This window comes from Methanoculleus sp. UBA303, from assembly GCA_002501655.1.
Classification (GTDB): Archaea; Halobacteriota; Methanomicrobia; order Methanomicrobiales; family Methanoculleaceae; genus Methanoculleus.
The window spans coordinates 78,285-102,477 of sequence record DANY01000028.1 but is presented as its reverse complement, the minus strand read 5'-3'; the positions used below and the strand labels follow the sequence as shown (position 1 = coordinate 102,477).

Here is a 24,193-nt window from a genome sequence, read left to right as displayed (position 1 = left end):
AGGTCAGAACGGTGAATACGGCTTCCCGCGGGTATCGCCTCGTGCATCGATTCTCAATAACCCGCACATTAAAGGAAAGAGATATCGACCGGATTTCGCGATCATCAGAAGGGCGCATCCAGGGGCACGTCCGGGTACGGCTTACCCGGGGCGGGGAGAACCCCTGCGCACCTCCGGTGCTCGAACTCCCGCCCTCCGGAACGTCGCATATCGCTACGACTTGAGATGGGAGCTTACAGGGAGGCGGGATTATCCCTCACGCCCCTCCCCCATGGCAATATGCGACGAAGTCGCAGGCCGACAAGACCCAGGCGGTTTTGGCATCCGCGGTCCTTACCCTTCGTGAGAGGACCTAATACGCCCTTTTCACCCCGCATGAGGTGCCGGAGATCGATGCTCTCCCTCCATCCGGACCCTCTTGGTCGAGATGACGGACATCGACAGTCAATTTCCTGACGATACTCATGAGCGACCGGCTCAGCCAGAGAACAGAGGTTGCCCTACACGGGAATCGTCGCCGTCCAGAGACAGAAGGCGCAAAGCACAATGAGCAGCAGAACGTCGCGCTTCCCGGGACGGGGGGGGCGATAGCAGGTGGGCCTCGGGGTCGAGGCGAACCCCCTGCTCTGCATCGCTTCGGTCACGTACCGGGCCCGGTTGAGGACTGATACCGTCATGGGGATGCCGAGCGCCATGAGTTTTCTCCTGTTTTTAATGAGCGTTCCCCGGTCGAACTCAAGCGCCCGGGAACGCTGGGCATCCATGATGTTCCTGAGATCCTCGGTGAGCGCTGTCATCGACTTCAACGCATACCCTAAAGAGAAAGCGATGGTCGGAGGCAACCGACTGGTGCGGAGGCTGGCGACGAGATCGGTGTAGGAAGTGGTCATAACGAAGAGGAACGATATACCGCCGATAACAATTACCCTGATCCCCATCGCTGCAGCAAAGAGCAACCCTCCGAGGGTTACCTCCGGGGTGAACGGACCGATCTGCGCTGAGAAGTAAACAGGACCCCAGGCCTCTCTCGGAAAGAGGCCGTCGATGACGAGGATGAAGATAAGGAGCGGCAGGAGGAGGAGAAGCGACCGGGAGAACGGCCTCCCGAGGCCGGCGGCAGCTGCAAGGCCGACAACGAAGGCAAAGAGGAGCGCGGTGCGGACCGGCGATGTCGTGGCGAATGCGGCTATGCTGATCGCGATCAGGGTGAGGAGTTTTGTCCTCGGGTCCAACTGGTGGAGAAACGAATCCCGGGAGATGTAGCCCACCGCCCGGTGGGCACGACGGCGATGGGACCGCCCGTCCCCGGCCATCATGCCCCCTCCTCCGGCACCCTGCGGTCGCCCACGATGCGGCCCCGCTCGATCCTGACGAGCCGGTCCGCGACCATGCTGGAGAACTCAGCGTCGTGGGTCGCGACGACGACTGCCTTTCCCTGGGTACAGAGTGTTGTGATGACCCCGGCCAGCCTCTGTTTGGCCCCGGGGTCCAGACCGAGCGTCGGCTCGTCGAGCGCGAGGACAGATGTATCCATCGTCAGGACCGACGCGATGCTCACCCGCTGCTTCTCTCCGACCGAGAGGGCAAGCGGGGAGACCTCGATCCCCAGGTGCCCGATACCGAGGCGCTCGCGCACGGACGCGATCCTCTCCGCGATCACGCCCGGTGGAACGCCGAGGTTCGCGGGGGCGAAGGCAAGTTCTTCGGCGATGGTCTCCCCGAAGAGCTGGTAGTCGGCATGCTGGCAGACCAGGCCAACGGTGCGGGCGATCTCCGCGACTGTGCCATCCCGGGTGTCTTTTCCATCCACAGCGATCCGGCCGGATTCCGGCCGGAGAAGGCCGTTTAAGTGTTTCAGTAACGTGCTCTTCCCGGAGCCGTTCGGGCCGGCGAGCACCGTCGTCTCGCCCGGGTAGATGGTGAGTGAGACGCCGTCCAGCGCCGGGGTCTCTCTGCCCGGGTGGCGGAACGTGACGTCCTGCAGGGTGACGATGCCCGGGAATGCGGCTTTTGCCGCCCGGCGGGGAGGGGTGCTCTGCGGGGGAGCACACGGTGCAGGAGGCTCGACCAACGTTCCGCCGACAAGAGATATACGGCGGGAAGCCCACGGGGCGACCAGCTCCGCCCGGTGCTCGGAGAGGACGATCGTCATGCCGGACTCACGGTTCAGCGTATCGAGGAGGTCGAGGAGCCCGGCCGCACTCGCGGCATCAAGCCCGGAGAGGGGTTCGTCAAGGATGAGGATAGCAGGGTGCACGACGACTATGGAGGCAATCGCCAGCCGCTGGCGCTCCCCCCAGGAGAGTTCGGTTGTCTGCCGGTCCGCGAGGTGATCAAGCCGGAACTGGTGCAGTATCCCGGTGACCGCCCGGTCAATCCGCGATGAGGGCCAGCCAAGCTGTTCGGGACCAAACGCGATCTCGCCCACCACATCGGTCGAGAAGATCTGGTGGTCCGGGTCCTGGAAGACCATGCCGACCGTGGTGGCAAGGTCGCTGACCGTGCAGTCACGGGTGTTTTGCCCCCGGACAAGGACGTCGCCCTCAAAGGTTCCCGGTCGGGCATGCGGGATCAGGCCGTTGCAGCACAAAAGGAACGTCGTCTTCCCGGAGCCGCTCGGGCCGGTCAGCAGCACGCGTTCGCCCTCCCGGATGACACAGTCGATCCCGGCAAGCACCTTCCGTGGCCGTGCCGACCGGGAAGCCGGGTGCCGGAACGAGACCGACCGGAACTCGATCGCCGCGTCAGCCGTCATCCGGCACATCGCCCTGGTGCACGACACCCGCCCTGCAGAGCCGCCCAATGATCAGAGCGGCAAGGATACCCCCGATGCCCCCGAAGACCAGGTGCGTGACCGACGAGACCCCGATACCGATGAGGATGAAGGTGCCCTGGACACCGAGGAGCAGGTGCACGGCATAGTTCACCACCATCTTGACCAGGTTTCCGGCGGCGCCGGCAATGAATCCGACCGCCGGGTGGTCAAGGCGGTAGCCGAACGCCATCGAGACGAGGTCGACGGTGATTCCCATTGCTGTGTACTTGAAGATGTCGAAGACGTGAAGCGCCTCCAGGCCGAAGAATGACGCAAGGAGACCGGACACGATACCGATATATGTGCCGGCACCCGGTTTGCGCACAAGAGCGGTGCCGACGATGAGCGGCAGGACCCAGAGGACCCCGGAGTTCCCCGGGATGTGGAGCGGGATCTTGATCGCCATTCGTGCGACGAAGACGAGGGCTCCGAAGAGCGAGAGCAGGGCGATCTCGTACAGGCTGAAGTATGAGGAACGTTTCATCTGCGATCCTCCACGAACGTCGATTCGAGCAGGAGTTCGAAGCCCTCCGGCTGCGGCCGGTCCACGGCGACCATGAGGAGGAGGTCGCCGATCACGTTTCCACCGGTATGGGTGATGTAGAACGACCCTTCGAGGTCGGCGGTCTCGGTCACCTGCCCGGCCCGGGCTGCCTGGTCGGCGGTTATATGAAGAGCGTCCAGGCCTGAGCCGACCCGCTCAAACCAGAACGTGCGGGTATCCCGGACCACGTCGTCGTCCACGGAGCGGGGGGAACCTGCCATCTCGATGGTATACCGGTCGCCCTCCTGGAGAGGGGAAGCCCATCGCGGCGGTTCGCCGGGCGCGGCGGTCCCGGAGACGTAGTATCCTGAGGTTCCGTAGCCGGATTGCCGGTTCGTCCACGTCCTGCCGTCGCCGACACGGAGCCCGTAGACGCTGAACGATGCCGTTCCGGCAAGATCCGTGAACCGGTAGTCGACCCGGACCGATCCGGTCCGGGAGAGGGCCGGGTTCCCGGCGACGGGCACCGCTCCCAGTTCCACGAAGGCGAGGTACCAGCCCCCGGAGGGGATGTCGCCCGGGCCGATGGCAAGCGGTGTGGCGTAGGGACGCCAGGACTGGGGGCCGTGGCGGAGATCCTCCCGATCGACGGTCGCCGTATGCAGGAGAGGGGCGGCGGGATCGTTGTTCTGGAGGTAGGCCTCCCAGACGGCGGTATCGATCAGGAACGATACGGCGGTGATCACCACGAGCACGCCGACCGCCAGCATGACCCTCCTCCTGAACTCCATACTCAGTTCCTTTTTACCGCGACGAGTTTCCCATCCTGCTCGTCCACGAAGAGGACCACCCTGCCGTTGATTGGGCAGGCTTTGGCGGCTTTGCCCTCTTTGAGTATGATGGTCCCTTCGGTAACCCTCCGACCGTCAAGCGTCATGATCTCGTCGACCCCTGCGCCGAGGAGGAGCTCCGCCGGTGTCGGGCCGGTGAGGCTGCGTATGGTGCCTTTCTGGAGGAACCTGCCGTCGTTCCGTGTCGCTGCAAGCCCGAGGCCGGCCATCGCGCCGATCACGCCGTCTTGTGTGCCGCCGAGGCCTTTCAGCCATATGCCGAGGTTCGCCGCCAGCGTCCGGGCGCGTTCCTGGGTGAGCACCATCTGCTGGGCATCGCGGCCGAACGCTATCACGGCCGGGGCCACCTGGTCGAGGGTCGCTCCGGCAAGGCCCGGATCGCTCCCCTCCACGAAGTCGTCGAGCATCGTCTTCTCGGCTATGGAGAGAGCGGTATTGAGCGGCTCACCGCCGTCGGCATCAATGTGAATGACGGCGCAGCTGTTGTGGGACGTGTATGGTATCGATGGGTGGACATAGAGCTGGTGCCGGGTGACACCCCATATGGGATAGTGTTTTGCGATCGCGTCGGCGACCGCACGGGCCAGGCGGCCCGTCCCCCGTGATTCCAGGCTGTCAGTATCGTCAAGAGCAAGAAGTATGGTCATGATACGCCTTTTTTTATTGAATAGACTGGGAAAATGAAGATGAAAAAGGTGCTGAAAACGGACCAGTACCAACCTGGTTTTGTTAACCCGCTCTCAAATAATGACATCTGATTAACCCCCTCCAGGGGTGCTGCTGAATTAATTCTGCCGGATAAAGGCCTCAATCTCCTGGATGACAGCCCGGAATCCTTCATCCAGGGGCAGGGATCCGGCATAAGAGACGGCCGCACACTGCCCAAGGATTGAAGTTGCTACCACGGTCTCACGGCCGCTCTCCTCGAGCAGGCGCAGAACATCTCCGTCCGCAAGTTCCGCGCCGGTCCCGTACGCGGACGACACGTACGACCGCAACGCCCTGCCGGCCGTTCCATACGCTTCCTTCCGGTCGCCACGGTCAAACTCCCGGCGCGCATCATCGAGGAGACGGAGGGCTTCACCGCGGGGGTCGCCGGGGACCAGGGAGACTGGCGGCTCCAGGGTTTTTGGCGCTCCCCGCCGGACGAGGTAGGCGATTAAGAGGACGATGCAGAGTGCGCCCGCACCGGCGAGAGGAAAGAGGTCCGGCGGCTCTTCGATATCTACCGCCTGCACCTCCCCCCCGGCGAGGGTTGCGATGATCCTCGCCGTCCGGTTCTGGCTGTCGGCAAACCCCACGCTGACGAACGTGGCGCCAACTGTCGCGTTCACCGCCGCCGATACCGGGAAGAAACCATCGTCCGCAAGGTCGCCGGCAAATCGGCGGTAGGTCTCGTTCGCCGGCAGGGCGGCAGGCACAACAAGCGACCGGTCGGTGGCGTACGCCGCATACGCTGCAGTGCCGTTCGCCACCAGACCGCCGACGCGTATCGTCTCCCCGGATCCTCCCCGGTAACCGAAAACAAACGTTCCGGTGTCCTCACCGGTGGGATCGATGGTCGTCGCCGCCCTGGCGTAACCGTGCGATGTGAGGATGGCGTGGATCTCCCGAACAACCGGGTCCTCCTCAAGCCCGGCGAGCAGTGCCGACCGCAGGGCCTGCATGCGGTCATGCTCCCGTGCCGCCTGGTCCTGGAGCGAGCCCATGTCCTGCGGCATCTGGCTGGGCAGTTTTCCGGGTGACGATGCAGACGCTCCCTGCTGCGGTCCGCCGGGCCCGGAGGAGGTCGAGACCGACGAGACGGAGCTCACCTGCCGGTTCGGCTGGTCCGTCTGCTCCGTTGGAGATTGGACGACGTGGACCCGGATCTCCGGGAGAGCGACGCGGGTGCGCGGCCCGTCCCCGTACTCGAACGCAATCTCAAAGAAGAAGGTTCCGGGCTCCGCCGCCGTCCCGGCACTGACGGCTACCTCCCGCGTATCCCAGAAGAGCGTGAGCGGCCGGGACTGGGTCCGGGTGGCCGGATCGCCGCCCTCCGGCACAAACCGCACACTCTGGGTGAGCACCCCCGTGATATCGCCCCCGAGTCGGTTCTCGACGGCTATCGGGATTGTAACCTCTTCCCCGACCTGGACGGTGTAGTCGGACTGCCCGGTCGAGAGGGTGATGCCCCCGGCCGCAACGGTTGCCACGCACCCAAAAGCGACCAGGAGGATCAGGAGGAGGAACCGCCTCACGGCAGGATCCTCCCCCGGCCGTAGCGGATATACATCTCCAGAAGGAGAACAGTGAGCGCCCCGGCGAAGAAGACCACACTGATGCTCGTATCCTTCGGCTCGCGCGGGATCTCGTCGGTCAGCCCGGCATAGATCGCTGCAAGCGTCCCTTCGTCGACGGCCGCGTAGTATTTCCCTCCGGTTGTGCGGGCGATCGCCCGGAGTGTCTCTTCGTCGAGCACGGCATACTCTGGCGCACCCGCCGGGTCATACCCCGCCACCACCGGCTCCGGGGAGCCGATGCCCACGGTGTAGACCGGCACGTTCCGCTCACGGGCGTAGCCGGCGGCCTCTGCCGGCGAGAAGGTGCCGGCGTTTCCTGCGCCGTCGGAGAGGAGGATCACCACCCGGTGCCGGTTGGGGATGGAATCGGCCATATCGACGCCGAGGGCCAGCCCGTCGCCGAGAGCCGTCTGCCCGTCCCGTCCCCGGACGCCATGGAGTCTCTCGATCACACGGTCCCGGTCGGGAGAGAGGTAGGCGGCACTCGTTGCGCCGGACTCGAATACGACGACCCCCGCGTAGTCGTCGGGGTTGAGCCGGGAGAGCAGGATCTCCGCGGCGGCTTTTGCGGCCTCCAGGCGGGTCGGGCGGTAGTCGGTCGCCTGCATGCTCCCGGAGGTATCGAGCACCAGCACTACGCTGACACCCTCGTCCGTCCCTTCGAGCGGGATGTGCGGGTCGGCAAGGCCCACCAGGATGAGGGCGAGGGCGATGAGGACAAGGGCGAAGAGGGTATGTGGGCGCCGCAGGCGGTCCGGACCCTGTGCCTGCGCGGCAACCGCGACCCGGGAGAAGGTGAGCGCGGCATACGACCGCTCCTTGACGGCGCGCCGGTAGAGGAGGCAGAGGACCGGGATGCCCGCGAGGCCGATGAGCCAGAGAGGTTCTGCAAACCCGGCCATCTACCCACCCCGGTAGCGCGGGTGCGCGTAGAGGCGGCGCAGGGGGAGATCATAGGGCTCTTCGGTGGAGACCCGGACTTCCGGCACCCGGCATGAGCGCAGGGACCCTCCGATACGGCGGTCCTCAACGACCACGGCGTCGGCATAGGCTCTCCGGAAGGCGGGATCCGAGGTGTCCACGAGCACCTGCTCGCCGGTCTCGGGGTCTTCGAGGATCACCGGCCCCACGTCCGGGAGAGAGTCCTCTGCGGGATCGGTCACCCGGATGGCGGTGGTCTCGTGCCGCCGCCGCAGGTGTGCGAGATCCCGGGCAAAACCTGGATCTTCGAAATCGGAGAGGACGATGACCGAGCACCTGCGCCTGACCCTCGTGCAGAGGAACCGAAACGCGGCGGAGAGGTCGGTGCCCGTCCCCGAAGGTCGGTGCGAAACAAGGGCCTGCACGAGCCTGATGACCTGGCTTCTGCCCGGCCGGGCCGGGATGAACCGCTCGACGCTATCGGTGACGATGCAGAGGCCCACTCGCCCGTTCTGCCGGTGGGCGGCAAAGATCAGGCTGGCGGCCACCTCGAGTATCCGGCGGTCCTTGCTGATCGACGACCCGAACGCCGCGGACCCCGACCGGTCCAGGACGAGGTAGTAGGTCTGGTTCCGCTCTTCCTCGTACTCCCTGACGACGAGCCGGTCCAGGCGCGCTGAGGCCTTCCAGTCGATCGCCCGGGCGTCGTCGCCGGGGAGGTACTCCCGGAGGTTTGCAAGCGCCATCCCGCTCCCCCTGAGCAGCGACCGGTTGGGTCCGGCACAGGAGCCGTCGGCGAGAGCGGCGGTCTTAAGCTCGATCCGCCGGATCTGCCCGATCAGGTCTGCCCCGGCGTCGCTCACCGTCAGGGCACCTCCACGACCGCCAGGATCTCACGAACAACCTCTTCCGGGAAGATATCGTCTGCCTCCGCCTCGAAGGTGAGGAGGACCCGGTGCCTGAGGACAGCGGGGGCCAGGGCCCGGATGTCGTCGGGGGCAACATAGCCTCGCCCGGCGAGCACCGCATGCGCCTTGCCGCAGAGGAGGAGGGCGAGCGATGCGCGGGGAGAGGCCCCGAAAGCGATCATGGGCCCAAGATCGAGACCATAGGCTGCCGGGTGCCGGGTGGCGTCGACCAGCTGCGCAGCATAGCGTTTCACGCCCGGATCGACGTATACCGACCGCACAAACGACTGAAGAGAGGCTACATTGGCGGCATCAAGCACCGGCGCCGGAGGGTCGGGCTGGTCCGCCGTGAACCGGTCAAGGATGGCGACCTCCTCGTCGAGGCTCGGGTAGTCCATCTGGATCTTGAGCATAAACCGGTCGAGCTGCGCCTCGGGGAGCGGGTAGGTGCCCTCCGATTCGAGCGGGTTCTGGGTGGCGAGGACGAAGAACGGGCGCGGCAGCGGGTATGTCTCGCCCTGGATGGTGACCTGCCGCTCCTGCATCGCCTCGAGGAGGGCGGACTGCACCTTCGGGGGGGCACGGTTGACCTCATCGGCAAGGATGATCTGGTGGAAGATCGGCCCCTGGATCGTCCGGAAGGCGGCGCTGTGCCGGTCGTAGATCCGGGTCCCGGTGATATCGGCGGGGAGGAGGTCGGGGGTGAACTGGAGGCGGGCGAATGTGCAGTCGAGGCAGTGCGCGAGGGTGCTGATCGTGAGCGTCTTTGCTATCCCGGGAACGCCTTCGAGGAGGGCGTGCCCGCCGGCGAGCACCGCCGTGAGCACCTGATCGACAACCGCCTGCTGTCCGACGATTACTGTCCCCATGCTGGAACGAACCTCATCGAGAGCGGCTGCATGCTCCCGTGCCTGGCGATTGAGCGCTGAAATCTCTGTATCCGTGCCTGCCATGCTGATTCCTGGAAAAGAGGTGGGTTAAGATGCTATATGACGCTTGCCAGTTGGGGATGGGTTAATCGGATGCGGTTAATAACACCACATGGACGCGAGAAAGGCCCACGCAACGTATTTTCCGGGGCGGACGGTTCTTCCCGGCGCCTCGCCGGTCCGGTGGAGCGCACGGGTTCGCGAGCGGCGATGCCTGCCGGACGCAGTGCAGGAATAAGCATGAGCGGAGCGGGGATGAGCCGGTTTCCGGCGACCATGATTGATGAGACGTCTGCGAGCACCCATCCCCTCTTCGGCGGTTCGGGATCGCCCCCATCGGCCTGCAGCCGGTCGACAGGGCGATCCTCGCGGCGACGGGAGCACCCCCGCGCCCGCAAGGGCGGCCGGGAAAGATCCCATCCGCACGCCCGGGCCGGGGTCCCGCTCACGCCCGGATTCGCTGCACGTCCACCGGGGGTTATGAGGCATCTCTGATTAACTTACCCGAGTTTCCGACATTGTTAAACTAACATATTTAAACTGGCCGATATTGAAAACAGGCTTATACTTCTCCGATCAGAATTATTTCATTCTCCTGGTGACATCTATGCAAATGCGGGCACCCCGGGTGCCGGTTCCATAGAGGCTTATTCGAGCATCCGTGCATCGGAAGGAGGAGTCGTATGAGAGAAGATAACCGCAATCGAAGCAAAATATCGCAGGGACGGATGGCCGTCGTCCTGCTGATCCTCGCGATCATCGCCGTACCGGCGGTGGCGCTGGGGACCGATCTAACGTTGAACGCAACCGAACCGACCGCCGGGGTTCCGCTGGAACTACCCCTGAGCGCCGGTCCGGCGAGCACCACCACACCGGAACAGACTCCGACCGAAGCGGCCGGTGTAACACCGGCAGCAACCGAACCGTTGCCGGAGTCTGTCGACATCGCTGCGGACACCACCAACCTCGGCGCCACCACGGTGATACCGTCGAACAGCAACGTGCTGCTGCAGATCTCGAACGACGGGACCGCCCGGTTCAACGACTACGGCAACAACACCTACCACTTCTTCGGCCTGACCCAGGGCATAAACGCTCTTCACATTACGACCAGTCCGGCTGAATCTTCGGGCCAGGTCACGTTCAGTAACGACCAGTCGGGCGTCTTCTACATCACCGATACCGGCGACCGCGGCTGCGACGACAACGGCATCCTGATGCTCGCCGTCAACGGCACGATTCCTGATAACTTCCGGGTCACCGTCAAGGCGAGCGGCTACCAGTGGACGCCGGTGCTCACGGACACCAAGCCAGCGTTCGATGATGTCACCTACGTTCCCGAAGTCCTGAACGAGACGTTCACCAAAGACGACTTCCTCTACGGGCCGCAGATCTGGAGACCCTGCGCGGCGACGAACTACCCGATCTTCGACGGGCAGGACATGACGGATACCGAGAACACCTTCTCGATCCTGTTCATCGACCTGAACGCGGGCATCCTCGGCGCGAACACGCTCAGCCAGCCGAGTTTCTCGGGCCAGTCCGTCACCGACAACGGGGCGATCAAGGTCGAGTATGCCTTTGAAAACCTGCCGACGTTTGCGGCCTTCGATGCATACGCCTACACGGTCTCCTCGAACCAGGATCAGGGTATCCGCTGGACCAACAGCCTGAGCGCCGCCGACGCGTCCGGGTACGCCGTCATAGGCCAGCCGCTCCCGGAGCCGCCCACCGCAGACTTCACGGCAAACGTCAGCAGCGGGGAAACTCCGCTCGCGGTCGCGTTCACCGGAGCTTCGACCGGTCTCTCCTCGACGGGCGGAGTCATCACCGCAACCGATGACGTCTTTCTCACGGTTGCAAATGACGCCGGCGTCCTTTTCAACGTTTTCGGGAATAATACGTTCCACATTCTCTGGACCGGCGGCGGTCTGAACTCCCTGCATATCTCCAACGGCAGGGGTACTGCGTTCGGCGAGGCAACGACCACCAGCGATCAGTCGGGGACGTTCTACGTCACCACGACCGGCGGCCGGGGCTATCAGGACGATATTTACCTGTGTGTTGCGGTAAACGGCACCATCCCCGACGAATTCCGCCTGCACCTCGTGGCCGAAGGTTGCCAGTGGACCCCGAGTACGACGCCTCACACCGCACCTCCATCCGATGCCATCACCTATAATGCAACAACGCTGGACGAGTGGTTTACCAAGGACGACCTGATCTATGGTCCCCAGACCTGGCGCCCGGCAGTAAAGACAAAGTATCCGCTCTACTTAGGTCAGAATGTCGGCGACACCTCGAACCAGTTTAGCATGATGTTCATCGACCTGAACGGCGGCATACTTTCCGAGTATCCTCTGAAAGTCCAGTATGAGTTCCAGAATCTGAATACCTCAGCCTCTTTCAACGTGTATGGGTATGCCCAGCACCCCGATGTCCTTGCAACTAAACCGACTAACGTCACTTCATGGACAAACTGCCTGACCAGTGACTCGGATATCAGCGGATGGTATGTGTTAGGTGTGCCCCTCGAACCCCCTGCACGGGTGAATATCTCATCTTCAGACATTGAACTGCCGATAAACGGCAAAAAGACCTTCACTGCAACGGCATACGATGCCTACGACAAGGTGGTCGACGGAGCGGTGCTCTCCTGGACGAGTTCGAACACCACGGTCGGCACGATCGATCAAAACGGCTTCTTTACCCCAAAAGCACTTGGCGAGACGGAAATCAACGTGACCTGCACGGGCGGCGCATCTGATTCGGTCCATGTTACCGTTGTGCCGGCGGTGTCTATCGTCCTTGACACTATCGGACTGAGTCCGTCCAGCCTTTACCTCTATACCGACGATACCAGAACGTACAGACTGACTGCGACCGGGTACGATCAGTTCGGAGATGTCTACCCTGTCGATGCGTACACCTGGAACAGTACGAATGAAACGGTCTGCACGGTCAATGCAACCGGGTTCGTAAGCCTCATCGGAGCGGGCAACGCCACAATTTCCGCAACCAACGGGACCGTCTCGGGTACGGCTCCGGTGACCATTTCCGACCGGCCCGACTGGACGCTCGATCTGATCGGCGCATTCAACCAGACGTTAAACAGAACCGAATTCATCGATCTTGCAAAGGCGCATCCTGCAACGTATACCGACAATAAAGGAAACGTATGGGAAGGGGTAGACCTCTCGGTTCTGATCGGGCTCGTCGACGACACCGATCCGGCGACGTTGAACCAGGTGCTGGCCAACGACCTGTACAGGATCTTTGTTACCAGCAGTCAGTTCGGGGAAGACAACTGCTCCGTTGTAACCAGTGATGAACTGGTCGGGGACGAGACGTTTGTTGTCGCGTATATCTTAAACGGCGAAGAGATCCCTGACATAAGTATCTACTGGCCGCTCAAACTGCATGGCAGCGGCTGTGCGGTGACGAGCAGATCTCTCAACCAGGTAACGAAGATCGAGGCTGCGATCCGGCCTCATGTCAGCAAGATCAACATTTCTGAAATGATTCAGGCATGGGACACTGATTCAGCACCGATTTCGATCCCCATCCATGCATACGATGACTCCGGGGCCGTTCTTTCAGATACGAAATATATCCTGAACTATGTCTGGACGAGTTCGAACGAAAGTGTGGGTGTCGTGGACGAATACGGCAATTTCTCGGTAAAAGGGGCGGGAAGGACACAGATTACCGCACAACTCGGAGATAAAACGACAACGATCGATGCAGTCGTCTACGCGTCTGCAGAGAACTCGCATCTGTTCTCTGTGGACGAGACCGGTGCGACAGGGTTTAAAACAATCACGGAAGCCCTGGAGTTCGCACAGGATGGAGACGTCATTGTTGTGAAAAATGGGACCTACACCGGGGCTCTCACCATTGACAAAGCAGTCACGATACGTTCGGAGAACGGAGCGAGCGGCGTAATTATTCCGGCAGCGGTCAATATTAACGCGGATAACGTTTCTCTCGAAGGATTGACCGTCAACAACCTTGTTAATGTGAACAGTGGGTTTAGGGACTGCGTTATTGATCATTGTGTCGTCGATGGTTATAATAAACACAACGCGGTGCTTTACTTACAATCGGGATCGTCAAACTGCACTATCGCCAACAATACCGTGATTAACACAGGAGGTAGTTATGGCATACGAGTGTTCACCTCGTCTGACAACCTGATCGTTAATAACAGTGATGAATCTGCTTTTGGGACCATTATCTCGGGATCGAAAAGGAATATAGTTAAAGACAATGATATCCGGGGCATGTTATCTATGCTCTCTGTATCAGACAGTATTGTAGAGAATAATACCATAATCGAGACCTCTGCAAGGTGCTACCCATATGGTGGGTCTAGTTGCCAGAATATAATCGTCGTTAATAATACCTTCATAGGCAATGGCAAGTATGTGATGTACCTATCCTCCTTAACCGGATGTAAATTCTGCAACAATAAGATATCTGGTGGTACAACCGATACCATATATGCCTGTGACTCACTGTCTTCAGACCCATTTTATCAGAATGAAATCTCCGGAACGGCCGGGAAACTCATTTATGCGAAGTCTACCACGACTCTGAACTCTGTCGCCCCTGTCACGTATGTGTACAATAACAATACCTATACGGGGATTATCGGGAATCATTACAGCGACTACACCGGCGAGGACGCCGACGGCGACGGTATCGGTGACACCCCCTATACCGGGACAAAAATCACCGACAGCTACCCCCTCGTCTCCCCGATCGACAACTATCTCGTCCTCACCCCGACGGCCGTGACCGTCTCCCCGACCGCCGCGACCCTGGAGGTCGCCGAGAGCGTGGACTTCACCGCGGAGGTCTTCGACCAGCGTGGGGAGACGATGTCCCACGCCGTGCCGGTGTGGTCGAGCAGCAACACGACCTTCGGTGTCGTGAACGCCACCACCGGCCGCTTTGAAGCGCTCTCCCCCGGTAGCGTGACGGTCACCGCCGCGTGCGACGGGTGTACGGCGTCTGCGGTCGTCACCGTGGTCCCCGCGACAAAGAAGACGGAGACAACCTCCTTCGCCATCCCCAACTGCACCTTTACCGACACCGGCAGCGGACACTCCATCTCCGTCAACGCGAGCGCCGCCAGCATCAATGGTAGCCGCATCACCCTGCCGGGCAACGGCTTCACCCTGACCGTCCAGGCGACGTCCGACCTCGCCGTCACGGCGGACGGGCGGGTCAACGCCACCTATGACGGCATGGTCCTGGAGACCGATCCCCTCGTTGCCGACCTCCCCCTGCCCGGCACCGTCTCGGGCAGCATCCGGGCCAACCTCACCGGCCTGCCGGCAGGGGCGAGCATCACGACCACCCTCAACCAGAACATCACGGCCGAGGCCATGACGGCCTTCCAGCTCGCCGCCGGCGGCGCCGGCCTGAACGTGGACGCGGTCGCCTTCACGATGAATATCGTGAAGACGAACCTGACGAACGACCGGGACATCGCCGGCGCCACCATCCAGATGGCGGTCAGCCCCGCCTGGGTCGACGCCCACGGCGGCGCGGATACGATCCAGATCATCCGGTTCGCCGAGGACGGCACCAGGGAAGTGCTCGCGACGAGGCTCGTCGACACCGACGCCAGCGGCAACCTGGTCTTTGAGGCCGCATCCCCGAACGGCCTCTCGGTCTTCGGGCTGGCCGCGGTCTCGGCAGTGCCGCAGACCTCCTCCGGGAGCAGCAGCAGCGGCTCCTCGACAGCGGTCGGGGCGGCAAGCAACCTCAAGGCCGGCGAGAGCGCCACCCTCCCGATGCGGACGACGGCGGTCTCGGCAATCACCGTGACGACGAACAACGCAGTCAAGGACGTCATGGTGACCGTGGCGACGGGCTCGCTCCCGCGGGCTGCCGAACCGCCGGCAGGCACCCTCTACCAGTACGTCCAGGCGACCCTCTACAAGGCGGCTGAAGACGACCTCGCCGCCGTTCAGCTCCGGTTCGCCGTCCCGAGCAAATGGCTCGCGGAGCAGGGCCGGACGGCAGAGCAGGTGACCCTGTTCCGCTACGCCGACGGCGCGTGGCAGGCGGTCCCGGTCGAGGCGCTCGGCGAGGAGAACGGCAACGCCGTCTTCTCCGCCGCCGCCAACGGGTTCGGCCTCTTTGCCATCGCGGTGACCGGAGAGGTTACCGGCGCGACCGGCGAAGCGACGCTGCAGCCCACGGCAACGGCGACGCCGGCCGCGACGGCAGCGGCCCAGGCAGCCGGAAGCACCCCCACGCCGCAGGCGTCCCCGCTCCCGGTCTGGGCGGCGATCCTGGCATTCGGGTTCCTCCTCTTCGTGAGGAGGACCTGAACACCTCTTTTTACTCCCCGGTACGATGCCGGGGAACAATACCGGATGCCATGGAGGGGGGCAGCCAACCCCCCTACACCAGACATTTGGGGATAATATCCGTCACTTCACGTACACCCTGTCTCTCCCGAAGGAACAGCCAGCAGAAGTCAGACTCACGCCTTAGCCCTATATCACAAGCAAAATTGAGTCAACGAAGCGCAACTCCTACAGGTGCGATGAGTTTTGAGGAGACTACGGAAGAAGTACAGGAGGCTGCGGGCTGTTCGCTCCGACGACATGAGACGGAATTGTTAACATCAAGTCATTGACTTAACTACAAAATAAGAATGTTTTTAATGAGATAGCGGTTATGAGCATGTGGTTGATTATCCGCAAGAGGTAATCAACGGATCTTAGAAAGTCGCAAACCCCGAGTTTGCGGCAGGAACTAGAGGTGAAAGAATGAAAGCAGTAGAAATAACACGTTCCGCGAGGAGAGCCTCGCGCCTGATCGCTACAGGTCTCGTCGTGATGATGGTGCTCTGCGTGATACCCGTATCGGCGTTGACCGTATTGCCGCACTGGCACAGTTTTGCCTCGGTGGCAAACGACGCCGGGGTGAAGTACAACCTCGACAGCACTGAGTATGGCGGTCCGAACAACACCTACTACATGAAGTTCGACGGCGGCGGCCTCAACGCCCTCCACATCACGACGGACACAGGTGTCCCCAACGGACAGGTAACCAACTCAACCTTAGCCACCGGGACGTTCTACGTGTCCGACACGGGTGGTCGGGGCTACGACGATGATATCATCCTGATGTTCGCGACCAACGCCACCCTGAGCAGCGACTTCTCGATCGAAATCAACGCAAGCGGCTATCAGTGGGAAGCAACCACCGAGGAGCCGACCTCACACGCTTACCAGGCAGGGGCACTGCAGGAGACTTTCTGGCAGGGTGACTTCGTCTACGGCCCGCAGATCTATAAACCATGCAACGTCTCGAATTACCCGATCTTCTACGGCCAGAATATGGCTGACACGGAGAACACCTTCCAGATCATGTTCATCGACCTGAACGTGGGCGTGCTCGGACTCAACAGCACCCTCGAAGGTAACGGCATGGCGCAGGTCGATTACAAGATCGGCAACTTCACCGGGTTCGGCGCCTTCGATGCCAATGCGTGGTGCCTGCACTCGAACCAGGGTCAGGGGATCTCCTGGACCAACCGGGTCGAGGGCACCGGGTCCAGCGGCTACACGGTGAGCATCTCGTGATCCACCGGGCCCAATCTTTTTTGGGCAATCGTATGCGGTACATTTAACAATGACCGAAAAATGTTAACCAAATTCGGTTAAATTGGCCCGATTTAGGAACGGCCTTATACTACACAGCTAAGATTTTACACATTCTCTGAGAGCGGTTATGCCGAAGCGGACATCCGGAATGCCGGTTTCGCAGGAGCTTCTTCGAGAATCCTTGCTTTGAAAGGAAGATATTATGATAGGGGATAGATTTCTTCTAACCAGCCCGTGGCAGGGGCGGATAGCCGTCCTGCTGCTGATCCTCGCGCTCATCGCCGTACCGACGGTGGCGCTGGGAGGCACCGACCTGCCATTGAACACGACCGAACCGACCGTCGGGGTTCCCGACGAGATACCTCCGAGCATCGGTGCGGGGGATAGCGGTACACCCGAACCGACACCGACCGACACGGCCGAGGACGAGGTGACGCCGACAGCGGCATGGCAGTTGCCGCAGTACGCCGGCACCGATGCAGACATCGCCAATCTCGGCGCCAGCACGGTGATACCGTCGAACAAAGACGTACTGCTGCAAATCTCGAACGAGGGTGACGCCCGGTTTAACAACTACGGCAACAACACCTATCACTTCTTCAGCCCGACCCAGAGCAGCACACAGGGCATGAACGCCCTTCATATTACGACCAGTCCGGCGGAATCTTCGGGCCAGGTCACGTTCAGTAACGACCAGTCGGGCGTCTTCTACCTCTCTGACACCGGCGGCCGCGGCTGGGACGACAACGGCATCCTGATGCTCGCAGTCAACGGCACGATTCCCGACAGTTTCCGGGTCAAGATCAAGGCAAGCGGCTATCAGTGGGCGCCGGTACTCACAGGCACCTATCCGACGTTCGATGACATTACCTATGTTCCGGAAGCCCTGAACGAGACGTTCACCAGGGACGACTTCCTCTACGGCCCACAGATCTGGAGACCCTGCGCGGCGACGAACTTCCCGATCTTCGACGGGCAGGACATGACGGATACCGAGAACACCTTCTCGATCCTGTTCATCGACCTGAATGCAGGTATCCTCGGCGGGGGCGCACTCAGCCAGCCGAGTTTCTCGGGCCAGTCCGTCACCGACAACGGTGCGATCAAGGTCGAGTATGCCTTTGAAAACCTGCCGACGTTCGCGGCCTTCGATGCATACGCCTACACGGTCTCCTCGAACCAGGGCCAGGGCATCCGCTGGACCAACCGCCTGAGCGCCGCCGGGTCGTCCGGATACGCCGTCATAGGCCAGCCGCTCCCGGAGGCCCCCACCGCGGGCTTCACGGCTAACGTCACCAGTGGAGAAGCCCCGCTCGCCGTCCTGTTCACCGACGCCTCCACGGGCACGGCCACATCGTGGGCCTGGGACTTCGAGAACGACGGCGTCGTTGATTCCACCGAGCAGAACCCGGCCCACATCTACGAAACCGCCAGCACCTACACGGTCAACCTCACGGTCGCCAACGCCGGCGGATCGGACAGCGAGATCAAGACCAATTACATCACCGTGACCGAACCGACCGGGCCGTTTGTCCTGCCCGGGTACAACAACATCTTCGTGAAGGTTGCAAACGATCTCGGCGCGAAGTACAATTCATTCGACAACAACACCTACAACATCAGGTTCGAGGGTATCGGTCGCGGCCTCAACGCCCTCCACATATCCACCGACCCGGCCGTGAACTTCGGCCAGGTGACGGTCTCTGAAAACCAGAGCGGCACCTTCTATGCCACCGACTCGGGCGGCAAGGGCTACGAAGACGAGATCATCCTGATGGTCGCCGTCAACGGAACGATCCCCGACGACTTCAGGCTTCGCATCAGGGCGGACGGGTATACCTGGACGCCGAACCCGGCAAGCAACCAGCCCCCGTCTCTCGACAACGTGACCTACCAGGCCGGTTCTCTCGACGAGGTCTTCACGAAGGAGGACTTCATCTACGGCCCCCAGATCTGGAAGCCGACCGGCAACGAGGTCGACTACCCCATCTACGCAAGCCAGGACATGACCGACGCGGAGAACACCTTCAGGATCATGTTCATCGACCTCAATGCAGGTGTCCTCCGGCCGAACGAAGCCCTCGAAAACCGGGGCGCGGTCAGGATCAACTACGCCTTCGAGAACCTGGATTCGTTTGCGGCCTTCAACGTCTACGCCTACTGTAAGAACTCGAACAACGGCAACGACATGGTCGCCTGGGGGAACGCCCTCACCTCCGACAAGGCGATGAGCGGCTACTCAGTCATCGGCACAGATTCCGACACTCCTGCCGGCTCGGCATGGCCGATGTATGGGCACGACCTGCGGCACACCGGGCTGAGCCCGTACACGGGCCCCGAGTTCCCGGTAAAACTCTGGTCGTACAAGGCCAGCAGTTTCTTCTACGTCCAGCCGGTCCTCGATGCCGACGGCACGGTTTATGCCGGTTCGAGAAACAAGGTGTTCTATGCCATTAACTCGAACGGCACGCTGAAGTGGTCCTACACCACGCCCAACCAGATCTACACGGCAGCGGCGATCGACAGCGAGGGCACCGCTTACTTCGGTAGCCGGGATGCGAAAATCTACGCCGTGAACTCGAACGGGACGCTGAAGTGGACGTTTACAACCGGTAGTGCCGTCTCCTCGGCCCCGGCGATCGGTGCCGACGGCACGATCTATGCCGGCTCCGGCGACATGAAACTCTACGCCGTCAACCCCGACGGCACGGAGAAATGGTCGTACACCACCGGCGGTGCGGTCAACTCCGCCCCGGCAATCGGCGCCGATGGCACGATCTACGCCGGATCGGCTGACATGAACCTCTATGCCATCAGCCCCGACGGCACCCTGAAGTGGTCCTATGCCACCGGCGGTGCAGTCAACTCCGCCCCGGCAATCGGTGCCGATGGCACGATCTACGCCGGCTCGGCTGACGGCAGCCTGTATGCAATCAACCCCGACGGCAGCCTGAAGTGGTCCTACGCCACCGGCGGCGCCGTTGCGACCCCGGCGATCGGGCCAGACGGCACGATCTATGCCGGCTCGGCCAGTAAAGCCATCAACGCCGTCAACCCCGACGGCACGTTGAAGTGGTTCTATAACACCACCGGCACTCTCACGACGGCCCCAGCAGTCGATGCCGCCGGCACCATCTATATCGCCTCGAGCGACCGGAACGACCGGTATCTCTATGCAATCCGGTCCGATGGCACCCTGAAGTGGAAGTTCCTCGACCCGGTCAGCCCGCGCTTCTTCGACACGCCCTCCATCGGTGCGGACGGCACCATCTACATCGGGTCGAGCGACAGCAACGTGTATGCCATCGGCGCAACCGATACCCCGACGATCTCGTCCATTGCGATCGACCCGGCAGAGGTTGAACTCTCCCGCGGCCTCGTGCAGCAGTTCCTCGCCCTGGCCACGGATATCTCGGGAACCATACTCGCGAACCTCGCCGTCGACTGGTCGAGCTCGAACGAGACCGTCGGCACGGTCGACAAGACCGGTGTCTTCACCGCCCTCGCATCGGGCACGACGAACCTCTCCGCCACCTACGGCGGCGTGACCGGGACGACGAATATCACTGTCATCCCGGCGGTGCCGGTCCTGAAAGCAATCGCGGTTTCACCGGCCGAAAAAAGCGTATTCGTCGGTGACAACTGGACGTTCACCGCCACCCCCCTCGACCAGTACGACGAACCGATGGACGGAGTCCTCTGCACCTGGACCAGTTCGAACGCAACCGTCGGCACGGTCGACGAGACCGGCAACTTCACCGCCCTTACTGCAGGCACGACGACCCTCGTCGCCGCCAACGGGACGGTGAGCGGGAACGCGGTCGTCACGGTGCTGGACCCGGCGATGCTGACGACGATCACGATCTCGCCCTCCCCTGCATCAATAACAGTAGGCGAGGGGCTTCAGCTCAACGCAACGGCCGTCAACCAGTATAACACCACCATCGATGGCCTCACCTTCACCTGGACCTGCTCCGACACCTCGGTCGGCACGGTGAACGAGACCGGCTACTTCACCTCGCTCACCTACGGCCGTGCGAACGTCACCGCGGCCATCGGCGCCGTCAATGCCACGGTGCCCGTGACCGTACTCCCGCCATCGCCCCTGACCTGGTCCGTCGACGATTCGGGCGGAGCGAACTTCACCTCGATCCAGGCGGCCGTGGACGCCGCGTTCGACGGCGACACGATCGTCGTCGGGGACGGGACGTACAACGAGTCCGTCACCGTCACAAAGCCCCTGACCCTCAGGTCGGAGAACGGACCGGAGAAGACGAAGATCGCGCCAACATCGACATACGGCGTCACAGTTTTGGCCGATAACTCGACGGTGTCCGGATTCGGCATCAGTGGGACAAGCGGCATAAACTGTCGCTATTACTCAGGGTGCACCTTAACCGACAACATCATCGCCGTTTCTAAAACAGGTATCTATGTCCAGGGTGCGAACAACATACTCGTTGACGGCAACGTTATCAACGGCAGTACAACGCTCTCTATTGCTTTGATGTGTGCATCGATATGCGACAGCGTCATCAGCAACAATACCTGCTGGGACAGCGCGCAGGGGCTCGTTATACAAACAGTTTTCCAGAGTTCGGCACCCAGTAACATTACCGTTACCGGAAACGTCATCACGAGTAACAATTATGGGTTATACCTGGACGGCGTCGAGAACAGCCGTTTTGACCACAACATCGTCACGGGCAATACCTATGGAATCTATATGCAGTCCGGTCCGTCCAACACGCTGTTCGCAAATACCGTCGTAAATAATTCAAACACTTTGGATTACCCCTCCGGGCAGGCGAACACCTGGAGTTCTCCCGATCCGGTGACCTACACCTACAACGGTGTTACGTATACCGGACCGATCGGCAACTACTGGGGAGCCTCGTACCCCATCGACGATATGGACGACAACGGCATCGGCGATGCGGGTATCACCTTGTACACGAATAATGTGGACAACTACCCCCTCGTCCTGCCGGCCGGGGCCTACTTCGGCGAGCCTTACGACAGCATTCCGATCCCGACGACGATGGAGGTCAGTCCGTCTTCGGTCGTCATGATCGGTGAGACCCAGCAGCAGTTCACCGGCACGGTCTACGACCAGAACGGCCGCGTCATGACGGGTGCCGGGTTCGCGTGGAGCAGCAGCGACGAGAAGGTCGGCCCCATCACGAGCGGCGGCCTGTTCACCGCAGTGTACGCAGGAAACACGACAATCACGGGACAGTGCTACATCCTTCGGGACACGACCGACGTATTCGTGAACAAGACCGTTCTCGAGACGGTCTGGATCGATCCCTGCGAGTCGACCGACGGCTGGACCTTCTCAAACGCAGGGCTCCGGGACGATGTCGTCTACGAGGGGTCGTACAGTATCGGCACCCCGAAGATAGCCGCCAATGCATCTGCCGAAAAGGTCCTCACTTTCCCTGAAGGTGCCGCACAGATGCGGTTCCAGTTGTATGGAGTCCGGCAAGGATCAAGCTGGATCAAAGCGTTCATCGACGGTGAAGAGGTAGCAGTGGTTACAAACTTGAACAGGTGGATAACCTACGCCGTCGACATTTCCGGCTACGAGGCCGGGAACCATACGTTTGCGGTAAAGACGCTCTACAGTAACCCGGCCGGATATTCCAACACAGGCCTCGGGTTCTACCTCGACCAGATCGAGATGAGAGTTAACGCCTCCGCGGTCACGCCCGACGTTGCCTCGATCACGGTCACGCCCTCCTCGGTGAACCTGACCGCCGGTGCGACGCAACAGTTCACTGCGGTCGCCTACGATGCCAAAGGCACCGAGGTTCCTGATATCTCGTTCACCTGGAGTTCGTCGAACATGTCGGTAGGTAGCTTGAGCCAGGCGGGGCTCTTCACCGCCGTTGCCCCGGGCACGACGACCGTCACCGCCGCGTGCGGTAGCGCGACGGGCACCGCCACGGTCACCGTGACCCCGCCGCAGGGCGACCGGACCCAGGACACCCCCCTGGAGATCCCCGGTTGCAACGTGACCACGGGCAACGACGGCAAACCGCAGGTCAGCATCAACACCTCCTCCGGAACCGGTGTCACGGTTGAGAACAACACAAACACGATCACGATCACGCAGGAGACCTACACCCTGACCATTGAGACGGAAGATGCCCCCGCGCTCGACAACGGCACGGTGAGCGGGACGGTCGCGAACATCAGGCTCGACACGCAGCCGATCGCCACGGATCTCGCTTCGCTCGGCACGGTCAGCGCCTCCGTCTCGCTGAACCTGACCGGCATCCCGGCGGGAGCCGGCCTCACGACGACCGTCTCGCAGAACGTCTCCTCTGATGCGCAGAATGCCTTCCAGCTCGCCGCCGGCGGCAACGGGCTCGCCCTCGGCGATGTCGCCTACACGCTGAACATCGTGAAGGCGAACCTGACGAACGACCGGGACATCGCCGGCGCCACCATCCGGATGGCGGTCAGCCCCGCCTGGGTCGATGCCCACGGCGGCGCGGATGCGATCCGGATCATCCGGTTCGCCGAGGACGGCACCAGGGAAGTGCTCGCGACGAGGCTCGTCGACACCGACGCCAGCGGCAACCTGGTCTTTGAGGCCGCATCCCCGAACGGCCTCTCGGTCTTTGGGCTGGCCGCGGTCTCGGCAATGCCGCAGACCTCCTCCGGGAGCAGCAGCAGCGGCACCTCGACAGCGGTCGGGGCGGCAAGCAACCTCAAGGCTGGCGAGAGCGCCACCCTCCCGATGCGGACGACGGCGGTCTCGGCAATCACCGTGACGACGAACCATGCGGTCAAGGACGTCATGGTGACCGTGGCGCCGGGAGCGCTCCCGCGGGCGGCCGAACCCCCGGCAGACACCGTCTACCAGTACGTCCAGGCCACCCTCTACCGGGCGGCGGCTGATAACTTCAGCAGCGTCGGGCTCCGGTTCGCCGTCCCGGCCGCCTGGCTCACAGAGCACGGCTGCACCGCAGGACAGATCGCCCTCCTCCGGCACACCGCCGACGGCTGGCAGAACGTCCCGGTCGAGGCGCACGGCGACGAGAACGGCAACGCCGTCTTCGCCGCCAGCCCCGACGCGTTCGGCCTCTTTGCCATCGCGGCAACCGGGGAGGTCCCCGGCGACGCGACCCCCGAACCTACCGGGACGGAGGCAACACCTACGGCAGACATGACGACCCCGCCGGCCGATACGACCCCGGCGACGCCGCAGGCAACGCCGCTCCCCGTCTGGGCGGCGGTCCTGGCATTCGGAGTTCTCCTCCTCGTGAGGAGAACCTGAACCACCCTTTTTACCTCCCGGCGAGGTGCCGGGAGAGAACCGAACATGGATTAGATAAACCCGGCCCGGACGGCCGGGAACATA

At 62.1% G+C, this 24,193-nt stretch carries 12 protein-coding genes; 3 read left to right on the top strand and 9 right to left on the bottom strand.

What is annotated here, in order from left to right; all coding sequences use genetic code 11:
- Positions 1–500: 500 nt before the first annotated feature.
- The 9 genes from BP846_RS06410 to BP846_RS06370 all read right to left on the bottom strand — a co-directional run bounded on the left by BP846_RS06410 (position 501) and on the right by BP846_RS06370 (position 9,214).
- Positions 501–1,316, bottom strand: coding sequence for an energy-coupling factor transporter transmembrane component T family protein (locus tag BP846_RS06410; protein ID WP_292393571.1), 816 nt, complete (start codon positions 1,314–1,316; stop codon positions 501–503).
- The gene (locus BP846_RS06405) at positions 1,313–2,755 is read right to left on the bottom strand and encodes an ABC transporter ATP-binding protein (protein ID WP_292393569.1); all 1,443 of its coding nucleotides are present in this window, start codon (positions 2,753–2,755) and stop codon (positions 1,313–1,315) included. The genes BP846_RS06410 and BP846_RS06405 overlap by 4 nt, the downstream gene beginning before the upstream one ends.
- The gene (locus BP846_RS06400) at positions 2,745–3,299 is read right to left on the bottom strand and encodes an ECF transporter S component (protein ID WP_292393567.1); all 555 of its coding nucleotides are present in this window, start codon (positions 3,297–3,299) and stop codon (positions 2,745–2,747) included. The genes BP846_RS06405 and BP846_RS06400 overlap by 11 nt, the downstream gene beginning before the upstream one ends.
- Positions 3,296–4,090, bottom strand: coding sequence for a hypothetical protein (locus tag BP846_RS06395; protein ID WP_292393565.1), 795 nt, complete (start codon positions 4,088–4,090; stop codon positions 3,296–3,298). Before BP846_RS06395 ends, BP846_RS06400 begins: the two co-directional genes overlap by 4 nt.
- 2 nt (positions 4,091–4,092) lie before the next feature.
- Positions 4,093–4,797 carry an ABC transporter substrate-binding protein gene (locus BP846_RS06390; protein ID WP_292393563.1) on the bottom strand — a complete coding sequence of 235 codons (705 nt, stop codon included), beginning with the start codon at positions 4,795–4,797 and terminating at the stop codon, positions 4,093–4,095.
- Positions 4,798–4,935: 138 nt separating this feature from the next.
- Entirely contained in the window at positions 4,936–6,390 is a 1,455-nt protein-coding gene (locus BP846_RS06385) for a hypothetical protein (RefSeq protein ID WP_292393561.1), read from the bottom strand.
- Positions 6,387–7,334: a vWA domain-containing protein gene (locus tag BP846_RS06380; protein ID WP_292393559.1), complete on the bottom strand. Its 948-nt coding sequence runs from the start codon at positions 7,332–7,334 to the stop codon at positions 6,387–6,389. The genes BP846_RS06385 and BP846_RS06380 overlap by 4 nt, the downstream gene beginning before the upstream one ends.
- Positions 7,335–8,216 (bottom strand): DUF58 domain-containing protein, encoded by an 882-nt coding sequence (locus BP846_RS06375; RefSeq protein WP_292393558.1) that lies wholly within the window; start codon positions 8,214–8,216, stop codon positions 7,335–7,337.
- Positions 8,217–8,218: 2 nt separating this feature from the next.
- A complete protein-coding gene (locus BP846_RS06370; protein WP_292393556.1) occupies positions 8,219–9,214 on the bottom strand; it encodes an AAA family ATPase in 996 nt (331 codons plus the stop codon).
- A 659-nt stretch (positions 9,215–9,873) separates the two neighbouring features.
- On the opposite strand from BP846_RS06370, the gene BP846_RS06365 reads away from it, so the two are divergent.
- The 3 genes from BP846_RS06365 to BP846_RS06355 all read left to right on the top strand — a co-directional run bounded on the left by BP846_RS06365 (position 9,874) and on the right by BP846_RS06355 (position 24,109).
- Complete coding sequence (locus BP846_RS06365; protein WP_292393553.1) at positions 9,874–15,537, top strand: Ig-like domain-containing protein; 5,664 nt, start codon at positions 9,874–9,876, stop codon at positions 15,535–15,537.
- Positions 15,538–15,981: 444 nt separating this feature from the next.
- Positions 15,982–16,800: a nitroreductase gene (locus tag BP846_RS06360; protein WP_292393551.1), complete on the top strand. Its 819-nt coding sequence runs from the start codon at positions 15,982–15,984 to the stop codon at positions 16,798–16,800.
- A 223-nt stretch (positions 16,801–17,023) separates the two neighbouring features.
- A complete protein-coding gene (locus BP846_RS06355) occupies positions 17,024–24,109 on the top strand; it encodes a PQQ-binding-like beta-propeller repeat protein (protein WP_292393549.1) in 7,086 nt (2,361 codons plus the stop codon).
- The last annotated feature ends 84 nt before the right edge of the window (positions 24,110–24,193 follow it).

What these genes read in the sequence shown, in the direction of transcription:
- BP846_RS06410 (WP_292393571.1), bottom strand. Translation starts at nt 1,316, where the DNA reads ATGATGGCCGGGGACGGGCGGTCCCATCGCCGTCGTGCCCACCGGGCG.
- BP846_RS06405 (WP_292393569.1), bottom strand. Translation starts at nt 2,755, where the DNA reads ATGACGGCTGACGCGGCGATCGAGTTCCGGTCGGTCTCGTTCCGGCAC.
- BP846_RS06400 (WP_292393567.1), bottom strand. Translation starts at nt 3,299, where the DNA reads ATGAAACGTTCCTCATACTTCAGCCTGTACGAGATCGCCCTGCTCTCG.
- BP846_RS06395 (WP_292393565.1), bottom strand. Translation starts at nt 4,090, where the DNA reads ATGGAGTTCAGGAGGAGGGTCATGCTGGCGGTCGGCGTGCTCGTGGTG.
- BP846_RS06390 (WP_292393563.1), bottom strand. Translation starts at nt 4,797, where the DNA reads ATGACCATACTTCTTGCTCTTGACGATACTGACAGCCTGGAATCACGG.
- BP846_RS06380 (WP_292393559.1), bottom strand. Translation starts at nt 7,334, where the DNA reads ATGGCCGGGTTTGCAGAACCTCTCTGGCTCATCGGCCTCGCGGGCATC.
- BP846_RS06370 (WP_292393556.1), bottom strand. Translation starts at nt 9,214, where the DNA reads ATGGCAGGCACGGATACAGAGATTTCAGCGCTCAATCGCCAGGCACGG.
- BP846_RS06365 (WP_292393553.1), top strand. Translation starts at nt 9,874, where the DNA reads ATGAGAGAAGATAACCGCAATCGAAGCAAAATATCGCAGGGACGGATG.
- BP846_RS06360 (WP_292393551.1), top strand. Translation starts at nt 15,982, where the DNA reads ATGAAAGCAGTAGAAATAACACGTTCCGCGAGGAGAGCCTCGCGCCTG.
- BP846_RS06355 (WP_292393549.1), top strand. Translation starts at nt 17,024, where the DNA reads ATGATAGGGGATAGATTTCTTCTAACCAGCCCGTGGCAGGGGCGGATA.